This is a genomic window from Kitasatospora sp. NPDC127035, assembly GCF_042726075.1.
Lineage (GTDB): Bacteria > Actinomycetota > Actinomycetes > Streptomycetales > Streptomycetaceae > Kitasatospora.
Map to the genome: position 1 here is coordinate 1 of NZ_JBHXDN010000175.1, position 1,335 is coordinate 1,335.

Sequence of the window (1,335 nt, forward strand, 5' to 3'; positions counted from 1 at the left end):
GGCCGAAGCAGCCTGAGCACGGTCCCCGATCACGGCGGGACGGCCGCTTCGCGCCGCCCGCTCCCACAATCACGAGGGTGGATTCACTGTGTCTAGAGAATAGGAACTTCGGAATAGGAACTTATGAGCTCAGCCAATCGACTGGCGAGCGGCATCGCATTCTTCGCATCCCGCCTCTGGCGGATGCAGGAAGATCAACGGATCTCGGCCCAGTTGACCCAGGGCTGTCGCCACAATGTCGCGGGAGCGGATCAACCGAGCAAAGGCATGACCGACTGGACCTTCCTTCTGAAGGCTCTTCTCCTTGAGCCACCTGTCCGCCAAGGCAAAGCGCTCACAGCAGTGGTCATTCTCGAGATAATCGACGCGTACCAACTTGCCATCCTGAAGAATGGTGCAGTGTCTCGGCACCCCATAGGGAACCTTTGCCATCAACTCGGCAAGATGCAGCGTCGTGTTGGCATCGTGTCCCACGCCGAGGAGAAGTACCTGCCCATCGAGTTCATGGACACGGGCGACCGGGCTTGCAGGCGAGTGAGGTGGCAGGGGCAATGGATCAGAGATGATCTGCTCTGCCTGTGGCCCCGCTGCCGCAAAGGCAAATGGATGGGCGCTGCGCTTTACATTTGGCAGGCGCCAGAATGTGTCAGAGACAACTCCAAGGTCCGGTGTAACGGGCGACGTGGCAGGATCGAACGGCTCGTCGTCCAGACCTGACCACGAGGGCATGACGAGCGTCCCTCCCGGACCCAGCGCAGCACGCAGGGCCTCGATCAGTCCAAGTGGCCCATCTTCGAGGGGCCGGACGCTACGGAAGGAGCTGTGGACCAGCAGCACACCGCCGGGGGTAACCCCAAGGTTGAGAAGCTGACCGATGAGCTCGGCTTTTCGCCATTCGTATTGCACGACATTGCACTCCACCGCTGATGACATCAGTCGATCATAGCACGATCAACGGCACTGTTGCAAATAGTCGGTGGTGATAAACTTATCATCCCCTTTTGCTTATGGAGCTGCACATGAACCCATTCAAAGGCCGGCATTTTCAGCGTGACATCATTCTGTGGGCCGTACGCTGGTACTGCAAATACGGCATCAGTTACCGTGAGCTGCATTTTCCGCTGCATAACCCTGCTTCGGGGTCATTATAGCGATTTTTTCGGTATATCCATCCTTTTTCGCACGATATACAGGATTTTGCCAAAGGGTTCGTGTAGACTTTCCTTGGTGTATCCAACGGCGTCAGCCGGGCAGGATAGGTGAAGTAGGCCCACCCGCGAGCGGGTGTTCCTTCTTCACTGTCCCTTATTCGCACCTGGCGGTGCTCAACGGGAA

The 1,335-nt window shown here is 57.6% G+C and carries 1 protein-coding gene and 1 pseudogene; one reads left to right on the forward strand and one right to left on the reverse strand.

Going from position 1 to position 1,335, the window contains the following annotated elements; translation table 11 throughout:
• Positions 1 to 129: 129 nt before the first annotated feature.
• On the reverse strand, positions 130 to 906 hold the full coding sequence (aac(3)-IVa, locus tag ACFWIC_RS41085) for an aminoglycoside N-acetyltransferase AAC(3)-IVa (RefSeq protein WP_001199192.1): 777 nt from the start codon (positions 904 to 906) through the stop codon (positions 130 to 132).
• Positions 907 to 1,019: 113 nt separating this feature from the next.
• Here aac(3)-IVa and ACFWIC_RS41090 point away from each other — a divergent pair.
• A pseudogene (locus ACFWIC_RS41090) lies at positions 1,020 to 1,112 on the forward strand (IS6 family transposase); the annotation flags it as partial.
• Between the last annotated feature and the right edge of the window lie 223 nt (positions 1,113 to 1,335).